Here is a 15,727-nt window from a genome sequence, read left to right on the forward strand (position 1 = left end):
CGGCCCACTTCACCGCTGACGTCCCGATGCGCGCGTTGGGGCTGTCGCCTCGGCCCGACGGGATCGTTTCGGCTGAGACCGAGGGGCTGCAGATCGCCTGTGCCGCGTGACGGCTTACCTCGACCGCAGCCGCCTTTTATATTGGTGGGCTTTCCAGCGCGGTGTGCGGTTCGTTTCCTCCCGGAAAAGACAGATGGCTGCCGAACTCGACGTGACATGGCCCGCTGCTACGACCGAGCGTCCGGTAGCGGCCTGCCGCCCGTTATGCGCATGCCGCGCTCGCCGAGGCTATGCGCTAGTCGGCGTGAAGAGCCAAATGCGACGCTGGCGACGCATTTTTTGTAAACCGCCGAAGCCGTGCAGATGCGCGGCAAGATGTGGGCTCATAATCAATGGTTGACGCCCAAAGCAGAACGTTTCGCCTCGAAACCACCATGCCGCATCTTTGCATGTCTGGAATGCCGACCGTTCCATGACTGCCGAACGCTCGCTCGCAATAGGCAGGACCTCTCGCCGACGAGAGAGATTACAAACGATTTGTTTCGAAGCGTCGCGCAATCCTTGGCCCACACAGTCGCCACAGCGCCTCGCTGGTGTGGATTTGCTCGCGTCTCTGCGGCCATGCTCGCAGAGTTGTGAGCGATTCGGTGCCAAGTACCGCGGGTCCTTCCCGCACAGGAATCGAATGCGGGACCGGCGGCAGCGCGGGCTTCTCGCCCATCAGGCGCATCAACCAGGTTCGATCTTTTCCTATTCTTGTTGTTCATGATGATCGGCTGTAGGACCGACCTTAAGGGTGGACAAACGATGTCTCACCACGGTCACCGTCGTGGCCGGGGGGCCGCGTTATTGTCCACAGAAGGCGAGCCGGCATATCTGCAAAACCTGGGTCAAAGCAGCCGAAGCTGATCGACTTGGACCTCTCTCAGGCGCCCTGTTCGGCATGGTACTCCACGATACGTGGTAGAGGGCGCTGTATCGAGGAAAGCAACCCGCGACCCACAGGGATGACGAGATTTCGGGTGTGGACCGACGTTTTAATGCTTTCACCACCGTTACATCCGGCGGGCCAAAATCGCGGCCCGCAATGGCACGCAATTGTGCTGCACGCCAAAAGGAAGCCCTCGCTCGGCCTCGGGCCGTCGTAGGTCTTAAGACGGCCGAGCACAGAATGGTGTCTTCCCTTTTCCTTCCTTTCGGCGTCTGAATTGAGCGAAAGTCGCGGCGTGCTGGCCAGCACCGCAGATCGAGCAAAAAGCGGTCACTCAGGTAATACCCTGCTGCTCAGTAACCAAGCGCCTGGCGGTGGGAGATTCTGAGAATCTGCTGCCAGTGAAAGAGACATCTGGGGTGTCCGGTTGGCATCCAGAGCTCAGACCAAAGCGTCGCATACCGCCGGCAGAATGGAGAGCGGAGGCACTCAGGCCATAATGCACTCAAGGCGCTGCTTGCGGCGCTCCCAATCAGGGAGCACGCGGTCCAGGAGTTCATAGGATCCGTTGTTCCAGATCATCTAGCTGTTCGATGGGGAGTTCGATCTGCATCGTGACACGTAGGATGTCGAAGAAGTAGTCGTCGATCGCGTTGCGCAGGTTGTTCTGAGCCACCTCATTTGACCAGATTCCCACAATGAGGTGCGACCGAATGATGTCGATCACGGCCAAGGCGATGTCCGCGCCTTCATCGGCCGAGATAATGGTCCCTCCGTGACCCGAAAGCCGGCCTTCCAGTAGCCCGAACAGGGCCTGAGCATCGTCGTCGGCTCGGATCGCATCCGGGACTGCTCGATCACGCTCCTTGCGAGCAACCTTGTTGGCGAGTTCGATCACGCTGCGGAGGTATTCGCGCTTGGAGGAGAGAATGGCGCGATGTCGCGCGAAGAGTTGCCGGGCGATGGCCCAAGAGGAAACAAAATCCTGCCGGTGCTCCAAACTCTGCGCCGCAGAGCTTCGCAAACCTTTTGCCGCCGCTGAGGCGACCAACAAGTCGCGTACCATGCAGAGCGAGTATGATTTGTAGGAGTTCCAGCCTTAGCTATGCCTCCTCTAGCCATTGACCATCGGGTACCACTTTCTAAGCACTGGCATGTAAACGGACGCGATTGGCAGCGATGGCAAGCCGGTCTTCGGCAAGTTCTCCGTTCCTCACTGCTTCGACAACACCGGCGCACAACTCTTCGAGATGGGCCCCTCCGGCAACCAGCAACAGGTCCGCGCCCGCATTCAACGAAGCAACCGCAGTGTCTAGCAACGTCCGCTGACGCATTGTAGCTGGCGCATCAAGGTCATCGGTAACGATCAGACCATCAAATCCAAAATCGCGACGTAGCATGCTGATGATTGGCTCGGATGTGCATGCCGCATTTTCCGGATCTATCGTGACGACCGGTGCGGGTCCCACCATGATCGCTTTTGTGCCAGCTTTGATGGCCGCATGAAAAGGCCCGGCGTTCTCAAGAATTTTTTCGCGGGAGGTGCGAAGTGACACATCGACCAGCGCTGGGTCGGCGTCCAGGTGATTGAATCCGGGGAAGTGCTTCGTCGTTGCGATAACCCCGGCACGCTGCACTCCGCTGATATACGCGGAAACTAGGCGACCGACCTCTTCCTTGTCGATACCGAGCGTGCGGCCCGCAAGCCATGGATTTTGCCCATCAACGATATCGGCAATCGGAGCAAGGTACATCGTCACGCCCAGTGCTCTGGCCGCCTTTGCGTTCTCAAAGCATCTGCCCTCCACTTCGACAAGGGGAAGCGATCTCGCTTCGATGAGGCTAGGCAGCGGAGGCGCAAGTCCCTCGAGCCGCCGAATGCCTGACATCTCCTCATCGACCGCAACGATGAGGCGGGGGCTGTCAGACTTCAACCTCGATATCTTCTCGAGAAACAGTGACGCGCTTTCCTTCAGCAGGCGGTCTTTGGACATCTTCCTGGCGACATACTCGCTTCGCGTTTCGCCAATCAGGATTGAGCAGCCTCCGTTGAATAGGAACGGCTCCATGACCTCGTGGAAGTCCAGCGAGTCGAAAGCCGGAAGAAAAACCGCCCGTGCATCACGCTCAATCGTCATTCCGTGCTCCCGCGAAAAGTGATCTAAGTTATCGGCACCTACTCAAGGCCCGCGCCCAGCGCCGTCATCGATGCCGCCGGGACCGGCGCACTACGTCCCTAAACCGACTCCTTCAGATGATCGGCAGCCTTCTCGCCGATCATGATGCACACCGCGTTGGGATTTCCGGAGATGAGCGTGGGCATGATCGAAGCATCCGCCACCCGAAGACTCGAGACGCCGCGAACCCGAAGCTGCGGATCGACGACTGCCTTCTCATCCTGCCCGACCCGACAGGTCCCGGCCGGATGCAACGCGGCGTGAGCCTCGTGTTGGCAGAAGTCTCGGATCTCCTGACGGGAAGAAGCGGAAGCGGGAACATGCCGGCCGGCAAGATACCGACGGATCGCCGGCTGATCCATGATGTCCATGGCGAACATGGTGCCGTCCGCCAAAGCATCCAAGTCAGACGACTCGGCGAAGTAATTTGGAGCGATACGAGGGGGCTCTACCGGATTGGCGCTGTTGAGGCCTACGTGGCCTCGCGATCGGGGACGTATCTGTCCCAGATTGATCGTGCAACCGTTCCCTCCTGGCACGGCGTCCACCCCTTCCTCGATTCCGGCGCCCACGACCATGAAGTATTGAATGTCCGGAACCGGCTCATCTCTGTTACCCCACCAGAAGGCACCACCTTCGATCAGGTTTGATGACGCTGGCCCTCCCCTGAACAGAAGATAGTTCAGGCCTGCGAGCGCCTTCCAATGCGGCTTTTTATATTTGTCGTAGCTGTGGGGCCCGGTAAGCTGGTAAATCAGGGATATCTCGATGTGATCCTGGAGGTTCTGGCCGACACCGGGAAGATCGGCGTGCACTTTGATGCCGTGCTTCTGGAGATGCTCAGCCGGCCCAATGCCGGACAACATCAGCAGCTTCGGGGAGTTTATGGCTCCGGCCGATAGGATGACCTCCCGGTCGGCGCGCAAGACCTGGGTTCGCCCCCGTTTCACGTATTCGACGCCGACTGCCCTTCCCTTTTCGATGATCACGCGCGTGACGCGGGCGCCGGTCTCGACCCGCAAGTTACGTCTCTTTCGCGCCGGCCCGATGTACGCGACCGCAGCGCTGCTCCGCCTGCCGTTCCTCGCGGTGATCTGATACAGGCCGCAGCCCGCTTGGTTGCCCGAATTGAAGTCCGGATTGTAGGGAAGACCCGCCTGCTGACAGGCCAGCAGCCATGCTCGCGTCAAGGGATGAATATATTCGATATCCGAAACGCCCAGCGGACCGCCAACCGCGTGGCTCTCATTGCAGAACCGGTTGTTATCCTCGGCCTTCAGGAAATAGGGAAGAACATCACTGTAGCTCCAACCCGTCGCGCCGAGCTCGACCCATCGATCGTAGTCGGAGGGAACGCCCCTGATATAAATCATGGCGTTGACGGAGCTCCCTCCCCCGAGAACGCTTGCCTGCACCATTGTCGGGTCCTCGGATCGACCCTGTTCCGGCCTCGGGATCCATGGCATGCGCTTCAGCAAAGAGCCTTGTGCGGTCTTGTAGTAGGCGCCAGGTATGTGAATGTAAGGATTTATGTCTCGCGGCCCCTCTTCCAAAAGGACGACCGACTTATCAGGATCTTCGGACAGGCGGGAGGCAACCACGCAGCCGGTGGAACCGCCGCCAATGACGATGTAGTCAACCATTAGGTCCTCCCCGATCGTCAAAATTTACGACCGTGCCTTGATCGCGTGCCCCGCCTTGATGGCGAGTGCCGCGATCGTCAGAGCCGGATTGACCGCAGCAGATGTCGGCAGCACCGAAGCATCGGTGACATAGAGATTGTCGAGATCATGTGTCCGGCAGTCGAGGGACACGACAGAGCTCTGAGAGTCATCGCCCAGCCTTGCCGTGCCGCACTGGTGTGAGGTCGTTTTACGGCCGAAAGTGCGTGTCAGCACGATGGGAAAGCCGGCCCTGCGCATGACGTCGCGGGTTCTTTTGATCAGCGTTTCATGGGCCCGCATGTTGGAGCGCACCCAGTGCATCACGATCTTGCCGTCCCGCACCATGACGCGGCTCTCGGGATTCGGCAGGTCCTCGCTCGTGAGGAACCACCCATAGGCATAGCGCGCCATTAGCCCTGCCATCCATGCGGGCACCGTCGGCGTTTGGGCCTTCAGGATATTGCCGGTGATGTGGCCGAGGAGTTGAACATTGCCCAACGGAAAGCCTGTATCGGGGTCTTTGTTGTAGAAATCGTTGAAGGCCAAGGTCTTCTGATAGACAGCGGTGTTGCGAGACCTTGGGTCGATCGTCAGCATCGCGGTCGTGTTGTGATTCATGAAGTTGCGGCCTAGCTGATCGGAGCTGTTGGCGAGACCCCGAGGATGCGCGTCATTGGCCGACCTCAGTAGTAGCGCGGCGGACTGAACCGCGCCGGCAGCGACCGCGAAAGTGTCGGCGCCGATCCGTTGCTCTCTACCGTCTTTGATGAACACTGCGGCCGTCACCTTCGTGCCGGACCGATCCGTTTCCAGCCGCACCACATTGGCGCCCGTTATGACACTTACGTTCGGGTGCGCCAAGGCACTGGCCAGCGGGCCGACCTCCGCGTCGATCTTGCCACGTCCGGTGTTCGGGAAAGCGTCCCAACCCGTCTTCGCCCGTCGCAGCCATTCCTCGATATCGATCGCCAACGGCAGGCTTGCCGGGTGGACGCCGGCCTTGCGCAACCTGTCACGTACTGCGGCAATGGCCGGCTCATCGGGGACAGCCGGAAAGCGGTAGGGATGGGATCGGGGCGGCTCCGTCGGATCCTGTTCCGCCGTACCGCGGACGCTGTAGATTTCCTCGGCCCTCTCATACCAGGGCTCCATGTCGGCGTAGCTCAGAGGCCAGCCAGGCGACCTGCCGTCCATATGCTGCCGTGGCGCGAAGTCCTCGGCCCGATAGCGGTACATCACCGCCCCGAAGAACTTCGAATTGCCTCCGACATAATAGTAGTTGCCAGGCAGGAACGACTGGCCATCAGTACCGAGCCATTCTTCAGTCGACCTGTAGAAGCCCTTCTGAAAAATCGCCACGTCGTCCCGAGCCTCGGGCGTGTCCTTGAGATACTCCCCGCGCTCGAGAATGACGATGCGTTTTCCGCAGCCCGCAAGACTGTAGGCGAGAGAGCTGCCGCCGATGCCCGATCCTATTATTACGATGTCCGCTACCTGCTGCATGGAATATCCTGTCAATTGATCAGCTCTTCGCTATCGGCATCGAAGAGAACGACTTTCGAAGTATCGACGGAGAGCGTCGCCGGGGTGTGTGCACTCACCTGCTTGGGCGGCAATCGGGCCGTGACCTCCACACCGCCAAGCTGGAATACGGCGAGCGTATCGGGGCCGGTGGGCTCCACCACATCAACGTCCACGGAGACTGCCCCCTCGGTCTGGCCATTGCCGACGCTGAACATTTCGGGCCGGATGCCGATGAGGACTTTTCGGTTGGCATATTTGGACGCGGCCTGGCTGGAGAGATTGATTCCCGAAACGCGCGCAGCCTGCCGGTTCGCGACTTCGATGACGGCGGTTGCGGACCCGCCCTCGATTTCGATCTTGCCTGGAATGATGTTCATGGCAGGCGAACCGACGAACCTGGCGACGTAAACGTTCGCCGGCCGGTCGTACACCGTCTGGGGTTCGTCGAGCTGCTGGACCACGCCGCCCTTCATGACGGCGACGCGGGTCGCCAGCGTCATCGCTTCGATCTGGTCGTGCGTGACATAGACGATCGTCGTGCCGAGCCGCGCGTGCAGACGCTTTATCTCCGTGCGCATGTCGACCCTGAGCTTCGCGTCGAGGTTCGACAACGGCTCATCGAACAGGAAGAGCTTGGGTTGGCGCACGATGGCGCGTCCCATCGCAACACGCTGGCGCTGACCGCCCGACAGTTGCGAGGGTTTGCGATCCAGAAGGTGCGTGATCTGCAACAGCTCCGCGGCAGCTCGAACGGCCTTCTCGCGGTGAGCCGGCGGTATGCCGCGGATCTTCATGCCGAACTCGATGTTCTGTCGAACGGTCATCGTCGGATAAAGCGCGTAGGACTGGAAGACCATCGCGATGTCGCGATCTTTCGGCGACAGCTCGTTCACCACCTTGCCGGCAATCCGGACCTCTCCGCCTGAGATGTTTTCCAGACCGGCAATCATGTTCAGAAGGGTGGACTTGCCACATCCGGACGGACCGAGAAGGACAAGGAAGTCTCCCGTTCCGATTGAGATGCTCACCTCCTTGAGGACTTCGAGGTTGCCGTAGGTTTTGCGAACGCGATCGATTTCAAGAGTGGACATTGGATCAGCCTTTCACGGCGCCGGCGGTCAATCCGCGGACGAAGTAGCGTCCTGCGACGATGTAGACCAAGAGTGTGGGGATGGCGGCGATCATGGCTGCGGCCATGTCGACGTTGTATTGTTTGCGCCCGGTCGTCACATTGACGATGTTGTTCAGCGCGACCGTTATCGGGCTGTTGCCACCGGATGTGAAGGAAACGCCGAACAGGAAGTCATTCCAGATCTGCGTGAATTGCCAGATGCAGGAGACAACGATGATCGGAATCGATGTGGGCAGGATGACGCTCCAGAAGATCCTGAAAAAGCCTGCTCCATCGACCATGGCGGCCTTGGTGAGTTCGTCCGGCAACGAGACGAAATAGTTGCGGAAAAACAGCGTCGTAAAGCATATGCCGTACGCGACATGGACGAATATAAGTCCCGGAATGCTGCCCGCGAGACCGAGCAGGCCGAGGGTACGCGCCATCGGTATCAGGATCGCCTGATACGGCAGGAAGCATCCGAAGAGCAGCAAGCCGAAGACGAAGTTCGCGCCCGGAAACCGCCATTTCGTCAGGATGTAGCCGTTGATGGCCCCGATGCCGGTCGAAAGGACGACCGCCGGAATCACCATGAGCAGCGAGTTCACGAAATAGGGCTTCAGACCGGTGCATTCCGTGCCGATGCAGGCCTGTGACCACGCTGCACGCCAAGCGTCAAGGGTGACGGTCTGCGGCGGGCCGATGAAGGAGCCGCCGTAGATTTCATCGAGCGGCTTGAGTGATGTCACGACCATGACCCATAGGGGCATCAGGTAGAGAACTGCCATGACACCGAGCGGGCCATAGATGAACAGACGACCTAGACGCATCCGTTTTTTCTGCGAGAGGGCGTCACCAATTTGTGTCTGCTGCGAGAGGGCGTTAGCCATTGTTGCGCTCCCGAAGTTCGGAATAGAGATAGGGGATGATGATTGCCGCGACGGTCATGAGCATCATGATTGCGCTCGCCGCCCCGACCCCCATCTGGTTTCTGCGAAACGTCGCCGAGAACATGAACGTCGACGGAAGTTCCGTTGCAGATCCGGGGCCGCCGTTGGTCAGCGCCAGCACGAGGTCGAAGCTCTTGATCGCGATATAGCTCAAAAGAACAATCACGCTGAGCATCGCCGGCCGCAGCATCGGGATGATGATCTGCCGATAGATAAGCGGGAGACTCGCGCCTTCGATCTGCGCGGCCTTGATCACCGAGTTGTCAATTCCTCGCAAACCGGCCAGGAAAATCGCCATGGCGAAACCCGAGGATTGCCAGACGCCGGCAATGACGACTGTGTAGATCGCCATAGTCGGATCGGTGATCCAGTCGAACGTGAAGCCGGTCCAGCCGAGTTCGTTGACAACCTTCTGGATGCCAAGGCCGGGATTCATGATCCACTTCCATGCCGTTCCCGTGACGATGAACGACAGGGCCATCGGATAGAGGTAGACCGCCCTCAAGGCCCCTTCCGAGCGGATGTTCTGGTCGAGGAGGATTGCCATCACCAGGCCGATGCCAGTCGAGAGCAACAGGAAGAGGGCGGAAAAGATAAACAGGTTCGCGACGGCGGTGTGCCAGCGCGGCGTCGCCCACAGCCGAACAAATTGCTCGAGACCCACGAAGTCGTAGACCGGCACGAACTTCGAGGAGGTGAAAGAGATCACGCCTGTCCAAAGGATGAACAGGTAGACCGTGACGATGACGACGAGCAGGCTGGGAGCGACGACAATGCGTGGAAGCCAGCCTGCCAATCGCGATGAAATACTCTTGGCGGCGTTCATGAGCTAGCTCCGATGACCGAATCCATTGAGGTGGCCGGGTGCTGCGCACCCGGCCGTTGTGTCAGCGGGCGTTGTCGATGCCTTCGACGAGCATCTTGACGGCGTCTTCCGAAGACATGTTGCCGACAAAGAACTGAGCGGCCACGTCGCCAAACACCGATGCGAATTCCGGCTTGGCGGCAAAGCCGTGCGTCATCGCGCCCAACATGCTGCCCGCCTTGATGGCTTCGGCCCGTTCATTGAAACCGAGCTTCGCGCAGTCATCGAAGTCGTCCACGGAAACGTCGGTTCGAGCCGGGATGGAACCCTTGATCAGGTTGAAGCCCTTCTGCACCTTGGGATCCATGATCGTTTCGGCCAGGGCCACCTGGGCCTTCTGGACAGTCTCGTCCTTCACAGTGAACATGCCGAAGCTGTCGATGACGTACTGGAACGAGGTCACCTTGGCCGGGGTCGCGAAGCAGTAGAAGTCTGTATTCGGCTTCAGCCCCTTGGCGAGGAACTCGCCCTTCGCCCAGTCTCCCATGAACTGCATCGCAGCTTCGCCGTTGATGACCATGCCGGTCGCGACAGCCCAATCTCGGCCGACGAAATTGTCGTCGACGAGGCCACGGACCTCACGCAGCGTATCGAATACCTTGACCATTTCCGGGCTGTTCAACGCCGCCGGATCGAGGTCGATGGCTGCCTTCTTGTAGAATTCCGGGCCGTTCAGGTCCGACAGCAGCGCGTCGAAGATGATCCCGATCTGCCATGGCTCGTCGCCCATGGCGACCGGTGTGACGCCTTTCTCCTTGAGCTTCTTGCCGGCTACGATCAGGTCCACCCATGACTTGGGCACGGCGATGCCGGCCTCGTCGAAGATTTTCTTGTTGGCCCATATCCAGTTCTGACGGTGCATATTGATCGGCGCCGCAATGAACGCGTCTCCGGACGTCACGAAAGTCAGCAACTGCGGGGGAAGCGCCTCACGCCAGCCGCCGGCCTTGGCAAGGTCGTTCAGATCACGGACGACGCCCTGCTCAGCCCACTGGGGACCTTCCCAGCCCAGGAACTGCATTGCCCCCGGCGGGTCACCCGACGTCAGGCGTGACCGGAGGGCCTGCTGCGCGTTCGCGCCGCTCATGCCTCCGACGGCTGAATCCTTCCACTGGAAGCCCTTGGTTTCCAAATCCTTGCGAATGACGTTCAAGGCGTCAACCTCGCTCTGGGAAACCCAGTGGTGAAGAACCTCGATCGTGCCTTCCGCACGCGCCGCCGCTGGTACCAACATCGTGGCAGCGACAAGACTTGCAATAAACTTTGACATCTATGTATTCCTCTCTGGTTGCGGTTTATCGCGGGCCCTTGGCAGGCTCTTTGCGCGAAGTTGTTAGTTGGGATCTGCCGGCATCGCGTAGCCGACGTTCTTGCGGCCGTACCGGCGAACACGGATGTTCGATTGCTCTGCGTGGCCGGCAAATCCTTCCATGAGGCAAAGTCGCGAGCCGTATTGCCCGATCAAAGCGGATGCCTCGTCCGTCTCGATACGCTGATAGGTGCAGGTCTTGAGGAACTTGCCGACCCAGAGACCGCCGGTGTAGCGGGCGGATTTGTTGGTCGGCAGGGTGTGATTGGTACCGATGACCTTGTCTCCGAACGAGACGTTGGTGCGGGCACCCAGGAAGAGCGCGCCGTAATTCCTCATTTGGTTGAGGAAGTAGTCCGGGTCGCGGGTCAGGACCTGAACGTGCTCGGAGGCAACCCGGTCGCCTTCGGCAACCATCTCGTCGACCGTGTCGCACAAGATGATTTCCCCGAAGTCCTCCCATGCCTTTGCCGCAATCGCCGCAGTCGGCAGGATCTTCAGAAGCCGGTCGATCTCGCCCAAGGTATCACGGGCGAGCTTTTCCGAGTTCGTGATCAGGACCGCAGGCGAGTTCACGCCGTGTTCGGCCTGCCCCAGAAGGTCCGTCGCCACGAGTTCGCCATCGGCGCTATCGTCGGCGATGACAAGTGTCTCGGTCGGACCGGCGAAGAGATCGATGCCGACCTTCCCGAAGAGCAAGCGCTTGGCCTCGGCGACATAGGCGTTGCCGGGACCCGCCAGCATGTCGACCGGTGCGATCGTTTCTGTCCCATAGGCCATCGCCGCGATCGCCTGGACACCACCCAGGCAATAGATCTCATCGGCACCCGCCAGCGCCTGGGCCGCGACGATCTTCTCGGAAATCCTGCCCTGGAAAGGCGGCGCGCAGGTGATGACGCGCTCACAGCCGGCGACGCGCGCTGTCAGGACGGTCATGTGCGCCGAAGCCAACAACGGATACTTGCCGCCCGGCACATAGCAGCCGACATTCTGGATCGGGACATTGCGATGACCCAGGATCACTCCAGGCAGGGTCTCGACCTCGAGATCGGTCAGTGTTGCCTTCTGCGCTTCCGCAAACTTCCGAACCTGGTCCTGCGCGAAGTCGAGGTCTTCCCGCTCCTGTTTCGTGAGGGAATTGATCGACCGATCGATTTCCTCCTTCGAAAGGCGATAGGATTCGCGATCGAATTTATCGAACTGGATCGACAGTTCGCGAACTGCCTTGTCCCCGCCATTTCGGACTTTTGCGAGAAGCGCTTCGACTGCTTTGGTCACCGCGCTGTCGGTACCGCCTTCTTCTACTGAGGCCCGCGCTGTTTTGATGTGCCGTATCATGACAAAGACTCTTCGTTTACGGTCGCCGCAAGCGCCGCACTCTCAACGTGATGGATGATGAGGTGCGAGGGCGGCTCTATCGCCCCCTCGCGTGGCTCTGCTTAGAGATGCTGCTCGCGTGCACGCATCTCGGCGTAGGCAGCCTGTTCCTTCTCGTAGTAGGCCGGCGACGGGAAGTCCCACCAGCCGGTGGCGAACGGACCTGCCGCATCGCGCGACACAATGACTTCAACCAAGGCCGGACCGCCGCATTCCAGCGCCGCCTTCAGGCTCTTTTCCAGGTCCTCGTCCTTCTCCACCTTCCAGGCCTCCAGGCCGAAGGCGCGCGCCGACGCCGCAATGTCGGCCGAGTAGGGCTGACCATTGCCCGCGTGACGGTTGAACTCCGATGCAATGTGGCGCCCCATGAACTTGCGCTGACCGCCGCGGATCGACATGTAACCCTGGTTGTTCAGGACGAGGAATACCACGTTGATGCCGTTCATCGCCGCCGTGCCCATTTCCGGCAGGGACATCATGAAGTCGCCGTCGCCGACGATCGCCACGACCTGACGGTCGGGGCAAGCGAGCTTCGCGCCAAGTGCAGCCGGGACCGCCCAACCCATCGGGGAATAGGAACCCGAGGTCAGGTGTGTGCGCGGTTCATAGACCGGGAAGCTCTGCTTGACCGAACCTTGTGTGTTCCCCGACCCGACAACGACAATGCCATTGCGGTCCAGAACCTTGCGAAGGGCCATGAGCGGACGTTGGGAGGTGAAGGGCGTTTCGCGACTATTTTCACGCGGCTCAACTTGAGCGCGCCAGTCGTCCTTTGCCTTTTGGACGTCGGCAAGGAACGTCTCGCGACGTGACAGCATCTTCTTAGAATCGGCGTCGGAGATCATCGCCAGCAGCGCCTCCAGCGCGACCTTCGCATCCGAAACGATGCCGACTTCGGTCTCGTAGTTCTTGCCTATCTCGCGCGGGTCAAGGTCGATGTGGATCAGCTTGGCCGAGGGAATGGAGAACGAGACGCCCTTGGCGTAGGACGATGCCGACCAATCGGTGAAGCGGCAACCGACCGAGACGACAACGTCAGCCGAGGCGGTGATCTTGTTGCCGCAGGTCGTGCCGGTCTGACCGACGGCGCCGATGAACAGCCCGTGATCTTCCGAAATCGCACCCTTGCCGTTCCAGGTGATAGACACGGCCGCGCCGAGCTTTTCGGCAAGGCGGGTCAGTTCGGCCGAGGCGTTTGCGGTGATCGCACCGCCACCTGCGACGATAACCGGACGCTCGGCGTTCAGCAGCACCTTGATGGCCGCCTCGATCGCCTTCGGGTCCGGATAGGCAACGCCGATCGGCAGGCGCTTTTCCAACGGGTGAATGGTGACGTCTGCCGCCTCAACCTGCACATCCATCGGCACTTCGACATGGACGGGGCCCGGACGCCCCGTCATCATCGCGTTGAAGGCACGATGCATAATGCTCGGCAGGACCTGAACCGAGTTCGCTTGCCAGGCGCGCTTCGTCACCTGCTCGGTAATACGTGGGAAGGCGTTGTCCTGCTGACGCTCCAGCTCCTGCATCGTGCCGTGACCATGCATGTAGGTCTGCGGCGAACCGGAGACATAGAAGAGCGAAGTGGAATCGCAATAGGCCGTTGCCAGACCGATGATCGTGTTCGCGGCACCCGGACCCACTGAGGTCGAGCAGGCCATCGGGCGTCCCGAGGCACGGAAATAGCCATCCGCCATATGCACGGCGCTCTGCTCATGCATGACCTGGATGAATGGAATCTCAGAGCCTTCTTCAAGAAAGGCGTCAAAAAGCGACCAGATGCCGTGTCCCGGAACACCGGCCACATACTCCACTCCGTATTCCTTAAGCGCTTTCGCGACGACTTGACCGCCTGTGAGCTTCATCTGATCTACCCTCCTCGGTGTGTTCCTGCCTGCGAGCCTTCATCAGCGTGGCTCTTCCGACTATGGGAGAAACAGTCCGTCTTTCGAGTAGACCTTACAAGTTCGCAGCACACGATTAGCTGACGCAGACTGACGCAAGACCTGCTGAGGTCTGCATCACTCGCTTGGCGCATTCCGCATGATAATCTTAGGCCAGTACGAGCCCCTGGTGGGTCTGGGACCTGTGCGCCGCTCGGCGGCAGGTTCAAGAGGATTCGCAACTAGACGCACTGTGCGCGTATACTTGCGTGGCAAATCAGAGTCCCGCGCAATAGGCATTTCGTTCCTGTCGTGGCTTCCTTTGAGGAAAGCAGTCTTTGCAGGAGGAGTTCGCCGTGGAGAACAAAATCAGAGATCTCGCGTTTGCCGACGAGTTCATTTACGCGAAGCTCATCGAGAACGTTGTTGACTATGAGGTCGACGACGCGATCGTCGTCAACCTCAGCCCGCGACCGCTTGTAACGGGTGATGAGCATCCGGCGATCGTACCCGCCTGGAAATCGACTTGGCTGCGCGGCGGGCGCATCAAGAGCGCCGAGCGGGTTGCACTGGTGAAGGTGCAGCGTGCGACCAATCTTGGAGGAGCCATGTTTCGGGGCTGGGACTGGCTCGGCAACCGGATCCGCAGTTTCCCGAGAGACACTCCCCTCTTTATCTCGAAGCAGGACGAGGTCGGCTCGATCACGACGGACCCGCGCGTTTTCACTAACGAGCGCACGGACCACGAGGCGCCGCAGTCGTTCACGTTGAAGCTAAATCTCTGGTGGGCACCCGGCGACACGGACTGTTTCATTCACCATGAGCACCCATTCCTGGAGACGCATACGCAGATCCACGGCACTGGCCGGATGCAGAAGTTCAAGCAACGGGACCCCTCTACCTTGTATGAGGACGTGGTGATGCCCGTCGGCTATTCGCATGATCCGTTCTGCAGGGTGACGGGGAAAAACGAGTGGACCTATCCCTGGCACCGCTACTACGCCGACACCGACTCCGTCTGGTTGGCGGTGGAGTTGCATCCTTGACGAATACAAGCCCAGCCTTGCGGTCGGGCTTCAGCCCATCTGGATCATGTCGGACCCGTCACCCAGATATTGCAAGGCTTCGCGGGGTATGGACGGGTCGTTCCGATCCATCACCGTCAGGTTGTTGAGGTGCTCGCGCTTCAAAAGGCCCGGTCCACGGTAGTGGAGAGCCACTTTCGTGGAATATGGCGACCTGAACATATTGGCGGCAATCCCGCTCGCTATGCCGAACATGAAGTTCTTGGAATTTCGCTTGACCTGAGCATAAACCCCAAAAGTCAGTTCGTTGCGCTGGATTCCCTCAAAATCGGCCGTGAAGATGCGATCGGCGACCGGAAAACAAAAGCCATAATATTTGAATACATACTCCGTTTTCTTTGGATCGTCGAAGCTCGGGAACCGCTCGACATAGTAGTGCTGAAGAAACTCCTTGTTGCGATAGATGCAAAAGGCGGATCTCAGGACGAAGCCCTTATAGATGGAGGAAAACTGATACCTGTCATAGACACCCAGAATGTCGCTATCGAGCGAGTTGTTCTCGACGATCATGTTCGACACGAAGCGCGAAAACTCCGGTAGCTGGCGGGCGGTGGACATGGCATGGAAGAAATTGCCGTCGACCAGGGTGCGAAATTCGTCCGGATCCGAAAACAATATAGGGACGCTGAGGCCGAAATAGTTCGCGATCATCCTCAGATTGGATGCCGAGGGGACGTGAGCGCCCGAAAGATATTTATTGAACTGCTGCCGATTGACGTTGATCTTTCGGCAGACCGCCGCAATCGACCCGTGCCCTTCGCACAGGGTTCTGAGATTGGCCGCCAGAGCCGCGGCATTTCCCCCGAACTGATCCATCGTTCTACGTCCCAGCCTGAAGCAATGAGAAGCAC

The 15,727-nt window shown here is 59.6% G+C and carries 12 protein-coding genes; 1 reads left to right on the forward strand and 11 read right to left on the reverse strand.

Annotation, left to right across the window (positions count from 1 at the left end):
- Window positions 1-1,487: 1,487 nt before the first annotated feature.
- From SS05631_RS16605 to SS05631_RS16650, 10 genes are all read right to left on the reverse strand, one after another.
- Window positions 1,488-1,985: a hypothetical protein gene (locus tag SS05631_RS16605; protein ID WP_193378219.1), complete on the reverse strand. Its 498-nt coding sequence runs from the start codon at window positions 1,983-1,985 to the stop codon at window positions 1,488-1,490.
- Between the two features lie 88 nt (window positions 1,986-2,073).
- A complete protein-coding gene (locus SS05631_RS16610; RefSeq protein WP_037417832.1) occupies window positions 2,074-3,069 on the reverse strand; it encodes a glycoside hydrolase family 3 N-terminal domain-containing protein in 996 nt (331 codons plus the stop codon).
- 98 nt (window positions 3,070-3,167) lie between these two features.
- Window positions 3,168-4,751, reverse strand: coding sequence for a GMC family oxidoreductase N-terminal domain-containing protein (locus SS05631_RS16615; RefSeq protein WP_037417835.1), 1,584 nt, complete (start codon window positions 4,749-4,751; stop codon window positions 3,168-3,170).
- Between the two features lie 24 nt (window positions 4,752-4,775).
- On the reverse strand, window positions 4,776-6,275 hold the full coding sequence (locus tag SS05631_RS16620; RefSeq protein WP_037417843.1) for a GMC family oxidoreductase: 1,500 nt from the start codon (window positions 6,273-6,275) through the stop codon (window positions 4,776-4,778).
- Between the two features lie 11 nt (window positions 6,276-6,286).
- Window positions 6,287-7,387 carry a sn-glycerol-3-phosphate ABC transporter ATP-binding protein UgpC gene (ugpC, locus tag SS05631_RS16625; RefSeq protein ID WP_037417848.1) on the reverse strand — a complete coding sequence of 367 codons (1,101 nt, stop codon included), beginning with the start codon at window positions 7,385-7,387 and terminating at the stop codon, window positions 6,287-6,289.
- A gap of 4 nt (window positions 7,388-7,391) precedes the next feature.
- Entirely contained in the window at window positions 7,392-8,237 is an 846-nt protein-coding gene (locus SS05631_RS16630) for a carbohydrate ABC transporter permease (protein ID WP_210160753.1), read from the reverse strand.
- A 52-nt stretch (window positions 8,238-8,289) separates the two neighbouring features.
- Window positions 8,290-9,183 (reverse strand): sugar ABC transporter permease, encoded by an 894-nt coding sequence (locus SS05631_RS16635; protein WP_037417853.1) that lies wholly within the window; start codon window positions 9,181-9,183, stop codon window positions 8,290-8,292.
- A 61-nt stretch (window positions 9,184-9,244) separates the two neighbouring features.
- Window positions 9,245-10,492 (reverse strand): ABC transporter substrate-binding protein, encoded by a 1,248-nt coding sequence (locus tag SS05631_RS16640; RefSeq protein WP_037417854.1) that lies wholly within the window; start codon window positions 10,490-10,492, stop codon window positions 9,245-9,247.
- Between the two features lie 63 nt (window positions 10,493-10,555).
- Window positions 10,556-11,869 (reverse strand): histidinol dehydrogenase, encoded by a 1,314-nt coding sequence (gene hisD / locus SS05631_RS16645; protein WP_037417856.1) that lies wholly within the window; start codon window positions 11,867-11,869, stop codon window positions 10,556-10,558.
- Window positions 11,870-11,970: 101 nt separating this feature from the next.
- Window positions 11,971-13,773, reverse strand: coding sequence for a thiamine pyrophosphate-binding protein (locus SS05631_RS16650; RefSeq protein ID WP_037417859.1), 1,803 nt, complete (start codon window positions 13,771-13,773; stop codon window positions 11,971-11,973).
- 374 nt (window positions 13,774-14,147) lie between these two features.
- Here SS05631_RS16650 and SS05631_RS16655 point away from each other — a divergent pair, with 374 nt between their 5' ends.
- Window positions 14,148-14,837 carry a hypothetical protein gene (locus tag SS05631_RS16655; RefSeq protein WP_037418169.1) on the forward strand — a complete coding sequence of 230 codons (690 nt, stop codon included), beginning with the start codon at window positions 14,148-14,150 and terminating at the stop codon, window positions 14,835-14,837.
- Between the two features lie 30 nt (window positions 14,838-14,867).
- On the opposite strand, the gene SS05631_RS16660 is transcribed toward SS05631_RS16655, so the two are convergent.
- Window positions 14,868-15,692 (reverse strand): helix-turn-helix transcriptional regulator, encoded by an 825-nt coding sequence (locus SS05631_RS16660; RefSeq protein WP_015887692.1) that lies wholly within the window; start codon window positions 15,690-15,692, stop codon window positions 14,868-14,870.
- Window positions 15,693-15,727: the final 35 nt, after the last annotated feature.

The sequence above is a fragment of the Sinorhizobium sp. CCBAU 05631 genome, assembly GCF_002288505.1.
Classification (GTDB): Bacteria; Pseudomonadota; Alphaproteobacteria; order Rhizobiales; family Rhizobiaceae; genus Sinorhizobium; species Sinorhizobium fredii_C.

Coding starts and splice junctions, on each gene's coding strand:
- SS05631_RS16610 (WP_037417832.1), bottom strand. CDS start 3,069: ATGACGATTGAGCGTGATGCACGGGCGGTTTTTCTTCCGGCTTTCGAC.
- SS05631_RS16615 (WP_037417835.1), bottom strand. CDS start 4,751: ATGGTTGACTACATCGTCATTGGCGGCGGTTCCACCGGCTGCGTGGTT.
- SS05631_RS16620 (WP_037417843.1), bottom strand. CDS start 6,275: ATGCAGCAGGTAGCGGACATCGTAATAATAGGATCGGGCATCGGCGGC.
- ugpC (WP_037417848.1), bottom strand. CDS start 7,387: ATGTCCACTCTTGAAATCGATCGCGTTCGCAAAACCTACGGCAACCTC.
- SS05631_RS16630 (WP_210160753.1), bottom strand. CDS start 8,237: ATGCGTCTAGGTCGTCTGTTCATCTATGGCCCGCTCGGTGTCATGGCA.
- SS05631_RS16635 (WP_037417853.1), bottom strand. CDS start 9,183: ATGAACGCCGCCAAGAGTATTTCATCGCGATTGGCAGGCTGGCTTCCA.
- SS05631_RS16640 (WP_037417854.1), bottom strand. CDS start 10,492: ATGTCAAAGTTTATTGCAAGTCTTGTCGCTGCCACGATGTTGGTACCA.
- hisD (WP_037417856.1), bottom strand. CDS start 11,869: ATGATACGGCACATCAAAACAGCGCGGGCCTCAGTAGAAGAAGGCGGT.
- SS05631_RS16650 (WP_037417859.1), bottom strand. CDS start 13,773: ATGAAGCTCACAGGCGGTCAAGTCGTCGCGAAAGCGCTTAAGGAATAC.
- SS05631_RS16660 (WP_015887692.1), bottom strand. CDS start 15,692: ATGGATCAGTTCGGGGGAAATGCCGCGGCTCTGGCGGCCAATCTCAGA.